The organism is Sinorhizobium sp. NFACC03 (genome assembly GCF_900103435.1).
GTDB lineage: Bacteria > Pseudomonadota > Alphaproteobacteria > Rhizobiales > Rhizobiaceae > Ensifer.
In genome coordinates this window covers 176,876-192,424 of record NZ_FMXF01000009.1, presented here as the reverse complement: position 1 = coordinate 192,424, position 15,549 = coordinate 176,876, and the positions used below count along the sequence as shown (strand labels likewise).

The following is a 15,549-nucleotide window of genomic DNA, read 5'->3' as shown; positions in this document are numbered from 1 at the left end:
ACTCACACCCTTCTTCAATCAACAACAATCCGAAAACCATCGTTGAGAAAATAGGTGTAGTCTCTTGTTAAAACGTGACCGCCAAAGTCTCTTTCCGAAAGAACCCTTTCGAGTTCCTCACGAGCTCCGCCGCCCACGTTTCTCTTTCTCTATATTCAATTGTCAAAAAACCGACGAACTCACCGTCCGTCAAACCGTTTCCAACAAGCCCGAAACTCTCGCCTCAGACCCCAAAATCAGCCTCAGCCAACCAGGGAAACTCTAGAGCGAAGGTCGTCGTCGCCAGCAGCGCCGCCGCCCTCGTCAGTGATCGGGCTTATAGACCCCACACCTCCAAGACGTCAACAGCGATCTTCAAAAAAACTTCAAAAAAGAACAAGCTATTGAATCTAAACGTGTTTTTCGACTGTTGATAAACTCGCTCGATTTTGAGAAGCGGAAACCTCCGGAATCGCACCGCGAATCTTTGATCAAACGGTCAAATTCCTTCCGGATCGCTCAAGACATCAAATATCGTCGTTTTGTCTCGGAACGATGCGAGCGCTGCCTTAGCTGAAGGACGTCTCGTTCCCCTATATATGGAGCACTCGGCCAGCCCTGGATCCCAGCCGCAGAACTATGCGAACTTGCTCTTCGCAGAGCACACAAATGTGCGGCGCCTTGCCCTTCCATGGCCTCTTACCGTACTTGCGAGATGTTCGCCGTGCTCGACACAATGACCATATGGCCGGCATATCGATCATTCTTGTGCGCTACGCTCCGTACGATCCGGACGGCTGAGCGTCACACCACATCGAAACCGGCGCGGAGGCCCAGACGTGACGATACATCTTCCTGCCCTGCCGGTTCGCGAGGTCCTGCCTCAATTGGCGCACGCACTCGCCGCAGGGCCGTGGGCGGTACTCTCGGCTCCGCCCGGCGCCGGCAAGACGACGGTCGTTCCGCTCTTCCTGCTCGAGCAGGACTGGGCGAAGGGCGGCAAGATCATTCTGCTTGAACCACGGCGGCTGGCGGCACGAGCTGCCGCCGGACGCATGGCGGAGCTTCTCGGCGAGAAGGTCGGCGAAACCGTCGGCTATCGCATGCGTCTCGACAACCGCATCTCTGCCAGGACGCGCATCGAGGTCGTGACCGAAGGCGTGTTCGCTCGCATGATCCTCGACGACCCGGAACTTAAGGGCGTCGCGGCCGTGCTGTTCGACGAATTCCACGAACGTTCGCTCGACGCGGACTTCGGCCTCGCGCTTGCACTCGACGTACAGGCGGCGCTGCGCGACGACCTCAAGATCATCGTCATGTCGGCGACGCTCGATGTCGAACGGGTCTCAGGCCTGCTCGGCGGCGCGCCTATCATAGAGAGCCAGGGCCGCAGCTATCCGATCGACATCCGCTACCAGGATCGCGGCGGCGAGAGTGTCGAGGATGCCATGGTGCGCGCCATTGCTGAAGCGCACCGCACCGAAGACGGCTCCGTCCTCGCCTTCCTGCCCGGCCAGGCCGAGATCGCCCGTGTCGCCGCGCGGCTCCAGGACCGCTTCGATGCAAACACGGCCATTGTGCCGCTCTACGGCAACCTGACCCAGAAGGAGCAGGATGCGGCGATCCGCCCGGCGCCCAAGGGCACGCGCAAGATCGTGCTTGCCACCTCGATCGCCGAGACCTCGATCACCATCGACGGCGTGCGCATCATCGTCGACAGCGGCCTGCAGCGGCTGCCGGTCTTTGAAGCCGCGACCGGGATCACCCGGCTGGAGACGGTGCGGGTCTCGCGCGCCTCTGCCGACCAGCGCGCCGGCCGCGCGGGACGGACGGAACCCGGCATCGCGATCCGCCTCTGGCACAGCGGCCAGACCGCAGCACTTGCCGCCTTTACGCCACCGCAGATTCTCGCCAGCGACCTTTCCGCCCTGCTGCTCGACTGCGCCCATTGGGGCGTCAGTGATCCGACCACCCTCGCCTTCATCGACTCACCGCCCGAAACGACGCTGACCGAGGCCAGGAAATTGCTGGCATCGCTCGGCGCGCTCGACCAAGCCGGCGCGTTGACGGCGAAAGGTCGCAAGATCCGCGATCTGGCGCTACCGCCGCGTCTCGCCGCAATGGCGGTTGCGGCAGCCGAAGAGGGCCAGGCTGAAGCCGCGTGTCTGCTCGCGGTCATGCTCACCGAACAGGGCCTCGGCGGTACCAGCATCGATCTCGAAGATCGGCTGCGCCGCTTCCGCCAGGAGCGTGGCGACCGCGCCGAGGCCTCGCGCAATCTGGCGCGCCGCATGGCGGCGGAACTGAAGGGGGCGCCGAAATCGAATGAACCGGTCCAGCCGGGCGCGCTGCTGATGCATGCCTTCCCCGATCGCATCGCGCTTCAGCGCGGCGGCCGCGGCCGGTTCGTGATGGCGAACGGACGCGGCGCGGAGATCCCGGAGACGGAGCGGCTTGCGGCCGCGCCGATGCTTGTCATCGCTGACCTCACGGGACGGGCCGGCGGTCAGCGGGTGCTGGCTGCCGCCGAACTCTCGCGCGCCGAGGTCGAAGAGCATATGCCCGAAGCGATTACCCGCGAAGACCAGAGCTTCTTCGACCGGCAAAGCCGGCAGGTGCGCGCGCGCCGCGTGACCAGGCTCGGCGCGATCATCTTCGAGGAGGCGCCGCTTGCCAGGCCAACCGGCGAAGCTGCCGCGCGCGCGCTTGCCGACGGCGTGCGCCAGCTCGGCCTCGCCGTCTTGCCGTTTTCGAAAGAGGCGATGCAGATGCGCGACCGCATCGGCTTCCTCAACCGCTCGATCGGCGAACCCTGGCCGGATGTCTCGGATCAAGCCTTGCTTGACCGTCTCGACGACTGGTTCGTGCCTTTCCAGCACGGCGTCACCGCCATTGCCGACATCAAGGCGTCCAACCTCTCGGATGGGTTGTTCTCCCTCATTCCGCACGAGCGGCAGCGGGAACTCGGCAGGCTCGCCCCGACGCATTTCGAGGCGCCGACCGGGCAAAGGCACCCAATTCACTACGACGGCGACGAGCCGCTTCTGTCGATCCGGGTGCAGGAGCTCTTCGGCCTGAAGATCCACCCGGCGATCGGCGACGGTCGCCTGCCGCTGCTGCTTGAACTGATCTCGCCGGGCCATCGCGCGATCCAGACGACGCGCGACCTGCCCGGCTTCTGGGCGGGCTCGTGGCGGGATGTGCGGGCGGACATGCGCGGCCGCTACCCGAAGCATCCGTGGCCCGAAGATCCGGCCAATGCGGCGCCGACGACACGGGCAAAGCCGCGTGGTACATGAGACGTAACCTCCGATGACTGGAATGCAGGCACGAATGACCACAGTTGCGCTCGAACACAACAACGACCAGACCAGTAACCGCAGCCTGCGCCTGCAGACGCTCGTCCGCCTGCGCTGGCTTGCCGTCGGCGGCCAGTCGATCGCCGTCCTCATCACCGCCTTCTGGCTGCAATTTCCGCTGCCGCTGATTTCCTGCCTGGTGCTGATCGCGAGCCTGGCGCTGGTCAACTCCTATGTGACGCTGCGCTATCCGCCAACCCACCGGCTGCAGCCGCCGGCCGCTTTCGCGCTTCTCGGCCTCGATCTCGCGCAGATCACCGGGCTGCTGTACATCACCGGCGGACTTACCAATCCCTTTGCGCCGCTGCTCTGCGTCCCCGTCATCATCTCTTCGGCATCGCAGCCGAAATCGCACAGCATCATCCTTGCCGGCCTTGCAGTGATCGCGATCACAGCACTTGCCTTCTCGCCTTTTCCACTGCCCTGGTATCCGGGCACGGTTCTCCTGATGCCGCGGGTTTTGACAGCCGGCATCTGGTTTGCGATCGTCTCGATGACCGCCTTTGCCGCCTTCTACACCTACCGCGTCTCCCTGGAAGCGAGCGAACTGTCGGAGGCTCTGACGGCGACAGAACTCGTGCTGCAGCGGGAAAAGCACCTGTCGCAACTCGATGGACTGGCGGCCGCAGCCGCTCACGAACTCGGCACGCCGCTGGCGACCATCAGTGTCGTCGCCAAGGAGATGGAGCGCGAGCTTGGCAACGATCCACGCTTCGGCGAGGACGTGCATCTGCTGCGCAGCCAGAGCGAACGCTGCCGCGATATCCTGAAGCGGCTGACGACGCTCTCCTCCGAAAGCGAGGAGCACATGCGCATGCTGCCGCTGTCGTCGCTGATCGAAGAGGTGATGGCGCCGCACCGCGAGTTCGGCATCCACATCAATCTCGTCGAGAAAGGTGACCGCGCCACCGAGCCGGTCGGCAACCGCAATGCCGGCATCCTTTATGGGCTCGGCAACCTGCTCGAAAATGCTGTCGACTATGCCAAGAAGGAAGTTGCCGTGACGGTCGAGCACACCGCGGACCGCGTGAAAGTGACGATCGAGGACGATGGCGACGGCTTCGCCCCGGATATCCTGCAGCGCATCGGCGAGCCCTATGTGACGCGGCGGCAGAAGGACGACAGCGCCGGTGGCCTCGGGCTCGGCCTCTTCATCGCCAAGACCCTGCTTGAACGTTCGGGCGCGCGCCTGCGCTTCGAAAATGGCGGACCCGACAGGCCAGGCGCCCGGGTCAGCGTCGAATGGCCGCGCGCCCTGATGGATACGAAACTGGCGAAATGACATTTCGCAGTTTATTGAACGAGACCAGAAGAAACCTATAATCTCGGCGAAAGCGCAGGTTTTCGCTCAAGGATTCCAGAATGACCGACAAATCGACAGCTTCGCCCAGCACACCCGCACAGGACGCCGAACTGATCGGACCGGACCGCACCCTGCTGCTCGTCGACGACGACGCACCGTTCCTCAGGCGCCTTGCCCGCGCCATGGAAGCCCGAGGCTTTTCAGTCGACATTGCCGAATCGGTCGCTGAAGGCATTGCCAAGGCCAAGGGCAATCCGCCGAAATACGCCGTCATCGACCTGAGACTCGGTGATGGCAGCGGCCTCGACGTGATCGAGGCGATCCGCGGACGGCGCGATGACACGCGGATGATCATGCTGACCGGCTACGGCAATATTGCCACCGCCGTAAACGCCGTGAAGCTCGGCGCCGTCGACTATCTTGCCAAGCCGGCCGATGCCGACGACATCTTTGCGGCGCTCGTTCAGCGCCAGGGCGAGCGCGTCGAGCCGCCGGAAAACCCGATGTCGGCCGATCGGGTTCGCTGGGAACACATCCAGCGTGTCTATGAGATGTGCGAGCGCAATGTTTCGGAAACGGCGCGCCGCCTCAACATGCATCGCCGGACGCTGCAACGCATTCTTGCAAAGCGCGCGCCGAAGTAACGGCGTCAGCCGCCGCTGTCGCGGTTGCCCGTGAGGATGTCGCCGATCTGATCGCCGAGTTCGCCGTTGCGCTCGGCTGCCCACTCCGCAAGCATCAGGCGCTGCGCCGCCGTGCGGGCAAAGAGCTGCAAGACCGATTTGCGCGTCGCCGGCGGCAGTTTGTGTTCGGGCGCCTCGCGAACGATGTGCCCTTCATAACCATCCGAAAGCAGCAAGCCGCATTCCTCGGGGAAGATATCGAGCGGCACGCCGGCATGGGTTGCGAAGAACAGCCGGTCGCAATGCTGCCGGTAATCCGGCCATTTGCGGTCGACGCGAAAGTCCTCGATCGAGGTCTTGATCTCGACAATCCAGATTTCGCCCTTGACCGACAGCGAGATCAGGTCGGCGCGCCTCCCGCTCGCCAGCGTCAGTTCCGGCAGCACCGAATGGCGCAGTTCGGCGAAAAGCCGCTGCACGCCGCGACGCACCATCATCGCGCGATTCGACTGTCGGCCGTCGATCAGCGGGTTGTCGTCATGGATGGAGAGGATGGTCATGCGCCCGGTGTCCCTTTGGGCCGGTCATTTTGTTGCAAAAAAACAAGGGTCATGGAATTTGCACTTTCCAGCCAAATTGTGGCCGCGCAATCTCTTGCATAGCACAGACTAATCGAAAATAACCGTAGTCACTGACGGTCGCGGCGACCCAGTTTTTACTTCGCTTCTTTTTTAAGAGACTCCCATGCGCTTCCGCAATGCCTTCCTCTTGTGCGGCCTCGCGGCGACACTCGCTGTTGCCGGCTGCTCGACGACATCGTCCAAGCCCGAAACGGCTGCGAACGAACCCGCTCCCGTAGCGCAAACGGTCGCTACGAATCAGATTTTCAACGGCGATTATGGCGCAGTTGAGGATCACGGTTACGCGCTGCCCGCCATTCCGATCAACAAGGTCGATACCCGGTTCCATCGCCAGATCGTCGACTACACCACCAGCGAGCGCCCTGGAACGATCGTCGTCAACACGCCGAATCGTTTCCTCTATTACGTGCTGCCCGGCGGCAAGGCCGTTCGTTACGGCATCGGCGTCGGCAAGGCCGGCTTTGCATGGGAAGGCGAAGCCTACATTGCCTGGAAGCAGGAATGGCCGATGTGGCATCCGCCGAAGGAAATGGCCGAGCGCAAGCCGGAAGTCGCCAAGTATGTCGAGGAAGGCATGGGTCCCGGCCTCAAGAACCCGCTCGGCGCCCGCGCACTCTATCTCTTCAACGACCAGGGCAAGGACACGCTGTTCCGCCTGCACGGTACGCCGGAATGGTCGTCGATCGGCACCGCCGCTTCGTCCGGCTGCATCCGCCTGATCAACCAGGACATCATCGATCTCTATTCGCGCGTTCGCCCCGGCAAGAACGCCCGCGTCGTCGTCCAGCAGTAACCGGGCTGCATCAGCCATCCGAAGCCGCCGACACCAGTCGGCGGCTTTTTTTACGTCGTTACTCAACCACCATTTGCCGGTGATGCGATGCTGCAACGGAGCGCTTCAACCACGCACAGTTGCCGTTCGAAAACACCCTCAAATCAGGGTCGCGAAAACCGGCTGCGTGACGCGGAAAAGTTCAAATTCGACTTAAATTCAGCCGCTTGTTAAGTAAGCGTTATCTAAACAAACGAAAGAGTGTGCCCAGAAATTCCGCTCGGGAGGGACTGGCATGCTGATCAAGACCAAGCTTATCGGCGCGATTGCGCTTCTGTCATCCATAGCCATCGGCATCGCCATTTACAGTCAGAGCACGCTGTCGGAAACCGGCGACATGATGGATGCGGTCTATGCCGATCGCATCGTGCCGCTAAAGAACCTCAAGGCGACTTCCGATGCCTTTGCAGTCTCGATCGTCGATGCTGCACACAAGGTCCGCAACGGCAACGAAACGATGGAGAGCGGGCTTGCCTCGGTCAATGCCGCGCGAGAGACGATCAAGACCAACTGGGATGCCTATGCGGCAACCTCGATGACCGATGAGGAACGACGGCTCGTCGACAATGCGCGGAGCCAGATGGTCGTTGCGATGGATTCGATCATGGCGCTGACGCAAATTCTCTCAGCCAAGGACGAGAAGGCACTCGATGCCTTCGTGCGCGACAAGCTCTATGCGACAATCGATCCGCTGACGGCGACGATCTCCGAGATCTCGGACCTGCAGGTCGAACTTTCCGGCACGGCCTTTGAAGCCAAGCATCACGAGTTCGAGACGGTGCGAACGCTCAGCATTGCCATCATCGTTCTCGTCATGGCGCTTGCCGGCGGCACCTTCCTTGTGGTGCTGCGCAGCGTCGTCGGACCGCTCGGCCGCCAGATCGCCGCCATGCGCCGGCTGATCGACGGCCACGTCGAAGATGCCGACGAGCCGGTAAACGGCAAGGACGAGATCGCCGACATGGCCCGTGCCATCCAGTCCTTCCGGGAGGCCGCGCGATCGAATCTGCGGCTGCAGGCGGAGGCCGAGGAGACTCGCCGCACCGGCGAGGCCGAGCGCGTTCGCGTGCAGAGACAGGCGGAACAGGACGCGCAGCAGCGGCTGACGCAAGCGACCGCCGGTCTTGCCGCCGGGCTGCAGCGGCTTGCCAATGGCGATCTCGCCGTTCGGCTGCACGAGCCCTTCGCCGCCGAGTTCGAACAGCTGCGGCATGACCTCAACAAGGCCGCCGGACAGTTGAACGACGCGCTGCTGGCTGTCGCCGACAGCGCCGGCAACATCGGCATGGGCACGCGCGAGATCAGCCAGAGCGCCGACGATCTCTCCAAGCGGACCGAACAGCAGGCCGCGGCGCTCGAGGAGACAGCCGCCGCGCTCGACCAGATCACCGCCAATGTCAGCAACTCTTCGAGACGGACGGAGGAGGCGCGCGACGTCGCCGGCGAGGCGAAGACCAGCGCGGCCCAGTCGGCCGTCGTCGTCGCCAATGCCGTCGAGGCGATGCGGCGGATCGAAGAATCCTCCAGCCAGATATCCAGCATCATCGGCGTCATCGACGAGATCGCCTTCCAGACGAACCTCCTGGCGCTGAACGCCGGCGTCGAGGCGGCGCGGGCCGGCGAAGCGGGCAAAGGCTTTGCCGTGGTCGCCCAGGAAGTGCGCGAACTTGCCCAGCGCTCGGCCAAGGCCGCGAAGGAAATCAAGGATCTCATCCGCACATCGAGCCAGGAGGTCGAAAACGGCGTGCGCCTGGTGCGCGACACCGGCGAAGCGCTGCAAACGATCGAGGCGCATGTAATCACCATCAACGAACATATGGCTGCGATCGCCACGTCCGCCCGGGAACAGTCCGTGGGCTTGAGCGAGGTCAACACGGCCGTCAACCAAATGGATCAGGTGACGCAGAGGAACGCGGCGATGGTCGAGGAAGCCAATGCCGCCTCCGCCACCCTGGCGCAGGAAGGTACCAACCTGCGTAACCTGATCGGACGCTTCATCCTCGCCGGCGAGACGCAGGCAAAGGGCGGATCGAGGCCTCCTGCCCCGGCAGCCGCTGCAACCGCAGTCCGCGACCAGGGGCGGACTGTTGCCCAGGCAGCCCGGCGACCAGCCGTCTATGCAACACAGGGCAACGCCGCACTCGCCACAGACGGCTGGGCCGAATTTTAGGCCACCGGCGGAGACGACTGGCGGGCGCATGGAGGCTGGGACCGCGCTTGAAAAAACAGAGCCGTGCGTTCAGACGAACACACGGCCCTGCACCAATATTCAGACGTCAGGGATGAATCAGGCGGCGTTCAGCGCCTTCAGCTCCAGCCGACGGCGGTGGAGGACTGGCTCGGTGTAGCCGTTCGGCTGCTCGCGACCCTTGAGAACCAGGTCGAGGGCCGCCTGGAAGGCGATCGAGCCGTCGAATTTGCCGGCGATCGCGACATAGAGCGGATCGTCGGCGTTCTGTCCGTCGACGACGGCGGCCATGCGCTTCATCGTGTCGACGACCTGGGCTTCGGTGACGACGCCGTGGTGCAGCCAGTTGGCCATGTGCTGGGCGGAGATGCGCAGCGTCGCGCGGTCTTCCATCAGGCCGACATTGTTGATGTCGGGCACCTTCGAGCAGCCGACGCCCTGGTCGACCCAGCGCACGACGTAGCCCAGGATCCCTTGAGCGTTGTTGTCGAGTTCGCGCTGGATCTCCTCCGGCGTCCAGTTCGGCCGGACCGCAACCGGCACCGACAGAATGTCGGAGAGCTTGGCGCGGGTGCGGCTCTTCAGGCTTGCCTGGACCTCGGCGACATTGACGCGGTGGTAATGCGTCGCATGCAACGTCGCGGCCGTCGGCGACGGAACCCAGGCGGTGTTGGCGCCGGCCTTCGGGTGGGCGATCTTCTGCTCGAGCATCGCTGCCATCAGATCGGGCATGGCCCACATGCCCTTGCCGATCTGGGCGTGGCCGGAAAGGCCGCACTCGAGGCCGATATCGACGTTCCAGTTTTCGTACGCGCCGATCCAGGCAGCCTGCTTCATGTCGCCCTTGCGGATCATCGGGCCGGCTTCCATCGAGGTATGGATCTCGTCGCCGGTGCGATCGAGGAAGCCGGTGTTGATGAAGACGACGCGCTCGCGGGCAGCGCGGATGCATTCCTTGAGGTTGACCGTGGTGCGGCGCTCCTCGTCCATGATGCCCATCTTCATGGTGTTGGCTGGCATGCCGAGCGCCTTTTCGACGCGCGTGAAGATCTCGCAGGCAAAGGCGACTTCTTCCGGTCCGTGCATCTTCGGCTTGACGACATACATCGATCCCTCGCGGGAGTTCATGCGGCGGCCGCCGTTGCCGATATCGTGCAGGGCAATCAGCGCGGTGACCATGGCGTCCATGATACCCTCGGGCACTTCCTTGCCGTCGCGGTCGAGGATAGCCGGATTCGTCATGAGGTGTCCGACATTGCGGACCAGCATCAGCGACCGGCCGGGGAGCGACAGCGTGCCGCCTGAAGCGGCCTGATAGGTGCGGTCGGCATTGAGGCGGCGGGTGAAGGTCTTGCCGCCCTTGGCGACTTCTTCTTCGAGGTCGCCCTTCATCAGGCCGAGCCAGTTGCCGTAGACGACGACCTTGTCTTCGGCATCGACGGCCGCGACCGAATCTTCGCAATCCATGATCGTGGTGATCGCCGATTCGAGGATGACGTCCGAGATACCGGCCGGGTCCTCCTTGCCGATCGGCGTGGAGGCGTCGAGGACGACGATCGCATGCAGATTATTGTGCCGGAGAACGATCTCCGACCGCGTGCCTTCGGCGCCGGAATAGCCGGCGAATTGAGCGGCGTTGCGCAGCGTCGTGTTCGAGCCGTCCTTAAGGCCAATCTCCAGCGCGCCACCCGCAACCTTGAGCGAGGTGACGTCGGCCCAGTTACCCTTCGCCAGCGGGGCGCTGGCATCGAGGAAGTCGCGTGCCCAGGCGATGACCTTGGCGCCGCGCTTTGGATTGTAACCGCGGCCCTTCTCGGCGCCATCGGCGTCCGAAATCGCGTCCGTACCGTAGAGCGCGTCATAGAGCGAGCCCCAGCGCGCATTGGCAGCGTTGAGCGCATAGCGCGCATTCATGACCGGGACGACGAGCTGCGGACCGGCGATCGTCCCGATTTCCGGATCAACATTGGCGGTCGAAACGCTGAAGTCGCCACCTTCCGACAGCAGGTAGCCGATATCGCGGAGAAAGGCCTGGTAGGTCTCGATGTCGCTGGGGGCGCCGTTCTGCCTGTACCAGGCGTCGAGTTTGGCCTGCAGCTCGTCGCGCTTGGCGAGCAGCGCCCGGTTCTTCGGCGCCAGATCGTGCACGAGGGCGGAAAGCTGCTCGAAGAAATGTTCTGCATCGATGCCGGTGCCCGGCATCGCCTCTTCCACCAGGAAGCGATGGAGACCCGCATCTATCTTCAACCCAAACTTCTCAATGCGGTCCATCTGCCAACTCCTTGAAATAGACGTAAGGAGCGTCACCGATCCGGGCGGATGCGATGAGAACGCCCCAACATGTTGATCTTGCGCCTGTAGCCGATCGCGGACCAGCCCATGCGCAACGCGCGCGTGAAACGGCCGCAGTTTCTCACCAATTCATTCCCTGTCAATTCTGCAAGGATGCGAAGAATTGTTTCCGAAATGGAAAAGATCAGTCGTGGGCAATGCGCGGACGTCCGCTGGCGGACGCGATGAACCGGGCCTCGATCAGCTTGCGGCTGCCCTCGACTTCCGGCGCATCGATTTCCTCGCGCAGCATCGAAGCGGGATCGTCCGCTCCATTGGTGCGCGCCGTTTCCAGCGCCACGGCTTCGGCTCGCCGCCGGGCGGCGCCGAAAGCCTGTTCCTGGTCGAGAAACCGTTCGCTGGCCCCGGCACCGTTGACGACGAAGATGCCTTCCTCCGGCATCGTCACGAAAACCGTGACCGTAGCGCTGACCTGGCCGACCACGGCGCCAACGGCATTGGCGACGCCGGCCTCTTCGGGAATGGCGGCATCCGTTCCGAGCATCTCGGCGATATCAGGGTAATAAACCGGCGCCGAAGCGCCGAGGCCGACGAGCGGACGGTCGAGACCAAGCGAGAAGCGGACGATGCCCGGCGTGCGCGTGAGCGCCCGGTCGACGGCCTGCGAAACGGCTGGATCGATGGCACCGGCACCATCCTCGCCGAGACAGGCCTGCAGGATGACCTCCGAGGATTGCCGCGTCAGCCGGTCGACGATCATCTGCGCCATGGCTTCCGGGGAGGAAGCGATTGGCTGACCGGAGCCGTCGCGGGTGCGCGCTGCAAGCTGAATGCCGAGCTGAGCCGCTTCAAGGTTCCATTGCGATTGCCGGCCGAGCACATGCATGGCGTCCGACGGCGTCAGGCCACAGATATGCACGAGCCCGCGCCCCACCAGCCGATCGAGCGTCGCCTTCTGCGGGGTCGAGACCAACAGGGTCTCCAACGCCAGCGGAACCGCACCGATGCGCTCATAGAGCGCCTGCTCCTGCGGTTGCAGGCCGCTGGCAAGATGATCCGGCAGGCCGGTGCGGACCGCAAACCGGCCATTGTTGCGCCCGGTATGCTGGGCGCGCATCTGCTTTTCGAGCACCGAGATGACGGCGTCGCCATGCAGGGCGGCCGCGAGGCTGAGCGGCATCAGCCGGCGCGGGCCGAGATCGATCTTCGCCTTCAAGCCGCGGTCGTTGATGCGCACTTCCGAATCGCCGCCCAGGCCGTAGGTCCGCATCGCCACCGCCTCGACCATGGTGCGGAAGCCGCCGACAACGGCGCCTTCGGCATCGAGCCGCGGACGCCCGCCCTCGAGTACCGCGACGTCGGTCGTGGTGCCGCCGATGTCGGAGACCACCGCATTGTCGAGGCCGGTCAGATGCCGCGCGCCGACAAGGCTTGCGGCCGGACCGGAGAGGATCGTCTCGATCGGGCGCAGCCGCGCCTCCTCCGCCGAGATCAAGGCTCCGTCGCCGCGCACCACCATCATCGGCACGTCGATGCCGCGCGCCTTCAGGAAGCCTTCACAGGAGCCGATCAGCCGGTCGATCATCGACACCAGCCGGGCGTTGAGCAGGGTCGTCAAGGCACGGCGCGGGCCGCCGAGCTTCGAGGACAGTTCATGGCTGCAGGTCACCGGCAGATGCGAGACTTCGCGAATGCGGTCGCGGACGCGCTTTTCATGATCCGGATTCCGAACGGCGAAGTAGCCGGCAATGGCGAAGGAGGAGACCTGGCCGGCAAGCGCCGGCAGCGTGGCATCGAGCTCGCTCATGTCGAGTGGGGTTTCGCCGCCGTGCACATTGTGGCCGCCCGGCAGGAAGATCACCGGATCGGAGCCCAGCGCCTCCAAGAGACCATCGCGCTTCAGATCGTCGGGGCCAAAGCCGATCATGACAAGACCGGCGCGGCCGCCCTGCCCTTCGACGAGCGCATTGGTCGCAAGCGTCGTCGACAGCGAGACCATGCTGATTGCAGAAACCGGCACTTTCGCCTGATCGAGCACCGCTTCGACCGCGCCGGAAATACCGACTGCGAGGTCGTGGCGGGTCGTCAGCGCCTTGGCTTTGGCGACCACCCCTTGCGTTTCCGAGAAGAGAGCGGCGTCGGTATAGGTGCCGCCGGTGTCGATGCCGAGAAGAAAATGAGAGGTCAATTCGCGCAGTCCGGAATTCGCGCGGGGCGCAAGGCCCCGGGTTCAATGGGGATCGATGCGGTGATATGACATATTTCAAGAGAAAACCATCGTGCCGCAGACATAGATGATCAACTGGGCGACACGGGTCAAAAGATGGGGACACCTGCGCATGCTCGAAGGCCGCCGTCCGTCTATTTTCGTCTGGCTCCCGTTTGCCGCTTTCATCTGGTTTCCGCTGAACCTGGCCCAAGCACAGGACGCGGAGGAAGAAGAGTACAAGCCGCAACTTCCGGATGTCGCGATCTACAAGGCGATGCTCGACGCCAACAAGCAGACCGGCTGGGTGCAGTTTCGCGACTATGACGACCGGCAACTGATCTACTTCACCGCATTGCAGACGATGCATTGCCGGCTATCGGAAATTCGATATTCGATCAATTCGGACACGCTTGATCAGCGCTTTCCGCTGGCGAAGTGCAATCCGCAGATCCCGTTCAACCTGCCGGCCGATGAGACGGCCGAGTATGTCTATATCTCGCTGCCGGCCGACACCGCGAAGACGCTGACGATCCAGGCGGTGTGGGACGATGGTGCCGGAAGCGAGATTGTCGTCTACAAACCGTGCGACAATGTCGGCGACGCCACCTGCGCCCAGATCAAGACGATCAAGAAACCGTCGAAGATACTGCAGCAGCCGAAGCCGGCCGACTCGCCGGTGCGCTCGGTACAGTCGCCGATCCCCGGCAAGACCTTCAGCGAACCGACACCTTCATCGGCAACCCGCCCCGCGGTTGAGTAGTGAGGCGCTGCACCGGCCAGGGATTTGTCTCCTCGGTCAGATCGAAACGGTAGCGATGCATCATCACGGCGAGCGCGATCACGGCTTCCTGTAGCGCGAAAGTGGCGCCGATGCAGACGCGCGGGCCGGCGCCGAAGGGCAAATATTGGTAACGATGCAGCTTCTCGCGGTTCTCCGGCAGGAAACGCTCGGGCATGAACGCGCGGGGCTTATCCCAGTAAAGAACGTGGCGGTGCAGCGTCCACGGCATGATCAGCACCGCGATGCCCTTGGGGATGCGTACCCGCTTTCCGGTGGGGGAAGTCCACTCGTCCTCTTCGATCGCGGCCCGGTTGATCGACGGCGCCGGCGGATAGAGCCGCATCGCCTCCTCGAAGGCGGCAAGGACATGCGGCATCAGGCCGAGCCATTCGACCGGATCGGCACCGCTTGCGATCGCGGCATCGATCTCGGCCTCCATCGTCTCGCGATAGGCCGGCGTGTTGGCGATGCAATAGAGCGTCCAGGCGAGCGCCCGGGCGGTTGTCTCGTGCCCGGCACCGATGAAGGTCAGGATGTTATCCTCGATCTCCGCAGTCGAAAGGCCCTGACTGCCCTCGATCTCCAAAAGCAGTGTCAGGAAATCCTTGGGCGTGCCCTCGGGATCCGCCGCCATCTTGCGCCGCCGGATCGCCATGGTCTCGGACACGATCGAGCGGAACCGGTTCATCACCTTCTTGCCGCCGATCCGGGTTGGGCGCGGTATCCATTCCGGCGCGAGCAGAATGTCCATGGGATCGACGCGGCCCATGCGGTGCAGGAGTTCCTCGACGCTCTGGACAAACCCTTCCCGCTCCACCGCCACCTCACCGGAAAACAGCGTTTCGGCAAGAATGTCGAAGGTGAGTTCCGTCATGTCGTTGGCGATGTTGGTCGTGAACGGAGCTGTCTTGGCGCCGGCATAGCGCTCGACGAATGCTTCCGAGCTTCGCAACATCTGGCCTGCGAAACCCTTGGCGTGGCGCGGTGTGAACACCGGCGCCATGGCTTTCCGCGAGCGCTTCCAGACCTCGCCTTCGGCCGTCAGCAAGCCGTCGCGCAGGATCGGCCTGAGGATCAGCCGGCGAACCTTCGACATTTCGTAGTTGCCGACATTGTCGACGAGGATGTGACGGATGAGACCGGGATCGTTGACGATCAAAGTGCGCTGGGTGACGAACTTCGTCTCGATCCAGGGCAAGGTGTAGGATGGCTCGCCCCACAGTTCGAGCGGATTGCGTAAGACCGTCCTGATGATCTGCAGGTAGGAAGGGATGCCCACTCGAGGAACGGGAGCCGGCGGTTCGAAGGGCTCCGGACGCATGTCCATGGTGATTGCCTTTCT

10 protein-coding genes are annotated in these 15,549 nt (G+C 63.5%); 6 read left to right on the top strand and 4 right to left on the bottom strand.

Translation table 11 applies throughout. The annotated features are described in order from the left end of the window. Positions 1–818 precede the first annotated feature (818 nt). The 3 genes from hrpB to BLU35_RS14540 all read left to right on the top strand — a co-directional run bounded on the left by hrpB (position 819) and on the right by BLU35_RS14540 (position 5,285). Positions 819–3,278, top strand: coding sequence for an ATP-dependent helicase HrpB (gene hrpB, locus BLU35_RS14550; RefSeq protein ID WP_093233507.1), 2,460 nt, complete (start codon positions 819–821; stop codon positions 3,276–3,278). Between the two features lie 34 nt (positions 3,279–3,312). Beyond that, on the top strand, positions 3,313–4,620 hold the full coding sequence (locus tag BLU35_RS14545) for an ActS/PrrB/RegB family redox-sensitive histidine kinase (protein WP_058321584.1): 1,308 nt from the start codon (positions 3,313–3,315) through the stop codon (positions 4,618–4,620). Positions 4,621–4,700: 80 nt separating this feature from the next. Further along, a complete protein-coding gene (locus BLU35_RS14540) occupies positions 4,701–5,285 on the top strand; it encodes an ActR/PrrA/RegA family redox response regulator transcription factor (RefSeq protein WP_057252080.1) in 585 nt (194 codons plus the stop codon). Between the two features lie 5 nt (positions 5,286–5,290). On the opposite strand, the gene BLU35_RS14535 is transcribed toward BLU35_RS14540, so the two are convergent. Beyond that, positions 5,291–5,824, bottom strand: coding sequence for an MmcB family DNA repair protein (locus BLU35_RS14535; RefSeq protein ID WP_057252079.1), 534 nt, complete (start codon positions 5,822–5,824; stop codon positions 5,291–5,293). Positions 5,825–6,008: 184 nt separating this feature from the next. On the opposite strand from BLU35_RS14535, the gene BLU35_RS14530 reads away from it, so the two are divergent. Beyond that, positions 6,009–6,698, top strand: coding sequence for a L,D-transpeptidase (locus tag BLU35_RS14530; RefSeq protein ID WP_057252078.1), 690 nt, complete (start codon positions 6,009–6,011; stop codon positions 6,696–6,698). 274 nt (positions 6,699–6,972) lie between these two features. Next, positions 6,973–8,907 (top strand): HAMP domain-containing methyl-accepting chemotaxis protein, encoded by a 1,935-nt coding sequence (locus BLU35_RS14525; RefSeq protein WP_093233506.1) that lies wholly within the window; start codon positions 6,973–6,975, stop codon positions 8,905–8,907. Positions 8,908–9,024: 117 nt separating this feature from the next. Here the strand turns inward: BLU35_RS14525 and BLU35_RS14520 are convergent, their stop codons facing one another. Both BLU35_RS14520 and BLU35_RS14515 read right to left on the bottom strand, forming a co-directional pair. Further along, the gene (locus BLU35_RS14520) at positions 9,025–11,196 is read right to left on the bottom strand and encodes a malate synthase G (protein WP_093233505.1); all 2,172 of its coding nucleotides are present in this window, start codon (positions 11,194–11,196) and stop codon (positions 9,025–9,027) included. Between the two features lie 205 nt (positions 11,197–11,401). Next, entirely contained in the window at positions 11,402–13,405 is a 2,004-nt protein-coding gene (locus BLU35_RS14515) for a hydantoinase/oxoprolinase N-terminal domain-containing protein (RefSeq protein ID WP_057252075.1), read from the bottom strand. 151 nt (positions 13,406–13,556) lie between these two features. On the opposite strand from BLU35_RS14515, the gene BLU35_RS14510 reads away from it, so the two are divergent. Continuing rightward, positions 13,557–14,186, top strand: coding sequence for a hypothetical protein (locus tag BLU35_RS14510; protein ID WP_143032928.1), 630 nt, complete (start codon positions 13,557–13,559; stop codon positions 14,184–14,186). On the opposite strand, the gene BLU35_RS14505 is transcribed toward BLU35_RS14510, so the two are convergent. Beyond that, on the bottom strand, positions 14,140–15,534 hold the full coding sequence (locus tag BLU35_RS14505; protein WP_057252073.1) for a cytochrome P450: 1,395 nt from the start codon (positions 15,532–15,534) through the stop codon (positions 14,140–14,142). The genes BLU35_RS14510 and BLU35_RS14505 overlap by 47 nt on opposite strands. Positions 15,535–15,549: the final 15 nt, after the last annotated feature.

Excerpts from the sequence above, each read along its gene's own strand:
- BLU35_RS14545 (WP_058321584.1), top strand. The coding sequence starts at position 3,313 with ATGACCACAGTTGCGCTCGAACACAACAACGACCAGACCAGTAACCGC.
- BLU35_RS14540 (WP_057252080.1), top strand. The coding sequence starts at position 4,701 with ATGACCGACAAATCGACAGCTTCGCCCAGCACACCCGCACAGGACGCC.
- BLU35_RS14535 (WP_057252079.1), bottom strand. The coding sequence starts at position 5,824 with ATGACCATCCTCTCCATCCATGACGACAACCCGCTGATCGACGGCCGA.
- BLU35_RS14530 (WP_057252078.1), top strand. The coding sequence starts at position 6,009 with ATGCGCTTCCGCAATGCCTTCCTCTTGTGCGGCCTCGCGGCGACACTC.
- BLU35_RS14525 (WP_093233506.1), top strand. The coding sequence starts at position 6,973 with ATGCTGATCAAGACCAAGCTTATCGGCGCGATTGCGCTTCTGTCATCC.
- BLU35_RS14520 (WP_093233505.1), bottom strand. The coding sequence starts at position 11,196 with ATGGACCGCATTGAGAAGTTTGGGTTGAAGATAGATGCGGGTCTCCAT.
- BLU35_RS14510 (WP_143032928.1), top strand. The coding sequence starts at position 13,557 with ATGCTCGAAGGCCGCCGTCCGTCTATTTTCGTCTGGCTCCCGTTTGCC.
- BLU35_RS14505 (WP_057252073.1), bottom strand. The coding sequence starts at position 15,534 with ATGGACATGCGTCCGGAGCCCTTCGAACCGCCGGCTCCCGTTCCTCGA.